Source organism: Levilactobacillus yiduensis, assembly GCF_024718525.1.
Taxonomy (GTDB): domain Bacteria; phylum Bacillota; class Bacilli; order Lactobacillales; family Lactobacillaceae; genus Levilactobacillus; species Levilactobacillus yiduensis.
Window position 1 is genome coordinate 1 of the sequence record NZ_JAMXAZ010000067.1, and the last position, 1,435, is coordinate 1,435.

A 1,435-nucleotide genomic window follows, 5' to 3' on the forward strand; every position below is an offset into this window, starting at 1 on the left:
GATACGTTAGAATCCATGTATTAGAAGCTAGCTAATGGGAGAGGACTTCCATTTACACAAAAAATTTGACACTCCCTTAGTTTTTGGTGCCGTCCCCCGCAACAGATGCGTCGCTTCGTTGGTATTATCTTAAATGCTAAGTACCGAGTTGAGAAGGATCATCAGGATATTGGGGTCCTAATCCCACTTTATGATGAGGAGCTGAAGCCTTTAATGACCAAAGCCTTGAGACGCTACTTTAACGCTCTTAGAAGCAATGAGAAGCACATTAAGAACGTTGAAAACTACTTGTACGGTACCATGCAAAACCTATTTGGGGTTTGGTGGAATAAACAAGCGGCTAGAGAATATGCGGCCAAACACCCCGAAGAACAGAACACTGACAATGAGCGCTCTTGGAATTAAACGGCATCTAAGCTCATCTAAGCCGTTTTAAACAGATAGAGCATAATTATATTAAACGAGTTTTAAAATGCGCGTACGGGCATTTTAGGAACGTTGTATAAGTGTCATTGCGGAAAGGACAGCAAACTTAAATTCACAACTTTTAAAGAAGCAGGCTAATTGAGATGGTACTCAAAGATTAGTATAATGTGAGTAGTAATAAAGGGGGGGCGAGAAAATCATGGCAGTTAAGGAAAAGAAACGCGTACAAGTCCAGATTGACAAAGAATTGGCAGATAATACCGAAACCGTTTTAAGCCAGTTAGGTCTAAACCCAACTACCGCGATCAATATGTTTTATAAGCGGATCGTAGCTGACGCAGCATTACCGTTTAAACCAGCCCTGAGCGAAGCCGAAAGAGCTAATTTAAGCCTTTTAAAGGCTACCAAAGAGACACCAGTAACAGAGTTCAAAGACGCTAAAGAAGTCGCTGATTGGCTCAATGATCCAGATGAGGACTAATGGCTTATCAGATTAAATAAATTAATAACTTGGGAGTGTGATGAACATGAAAGATACAATCACAATTAATGACTTTTTTGAAATTGCCCAAGAAACTGATTTAAAAGATTTACTTGATAAGTCATTACATGAGCCAGATCCAGAAAAGCGCAAAGTATATGACGCTTTATATACCTACTTTTTAGATAAAAGGCAAGATGAGGTTATTAAGCGAAAGGACTTTGTCCGTTGATAGATAAACCCCAATATATAATTGTTGCTGGTATTAACGGAGCAAGAAAAAGTACGCTATACGATACATTTCCCATCTTATTTGACAAAACAAAACGGATTAACGCTGATGAAATTTTAAGACAAATGGGTGGCGATTTGCATGAAGACAGTGACAACTTAAAAGCCATGAAAGAAGAAATCAAACAACTACACTATGCTTTAGATCACCAGCAAAGTATTCGAGAGCGTAAAATATCTTGTGTAAATGCATAAAAGATTTCTGAATTGTATAGAAATAGGGAATGCCTTCCCTTA

General features: G+C 38.4%; 2 protein-coding genes and 2 pseudogenes. All 4 read left to right on the plus strand.

Translation table 11 applies throughout. The annotated features are described in order from the left end of the window. Positions 1-75: 75 nt before the first annotated feature. Positions 76-405 (plus strand): annotated as a pseudogene (locus NGM66_RS14290) (replication initiator protein A); the annotation flags it as partial. Positions 406-625: 220 nt separating this feature from the next. Beyond that, positions 626-907, plus strand: coding sequence for a type II toxin-antitoxin system RelB/DinJ family antitoxin (locus NGM66_RS14295; RefSeq protein WP_258115844.1), 282 nt, complete (start codon positions 626-628; stop codon positions 905-907). A 46-nt stretch (positions 908-953) separates the two neighbouring features. Next, a complete protein-coding gene (locus tag NGM66_RS14300) occupies positions 954-1,139 on the plus strand; it encodes a hypothetical protein (RefSeq protein ID WP_258115845.1) in 186 nt (61 codons plus the stop codon). Beyond that, positions 1,136-1,360: pseudogene (locus NGM66_RS14305) on the plus strand (zeta toxin family protein); the annotation flags it as partial. The gene NGM66_RS14300 and the pseudogene NGM66_RS14305, both read left to right, overlap by 4 nt. Positions 1,361-1,435 lie beyond the last annotated feature (75 nt).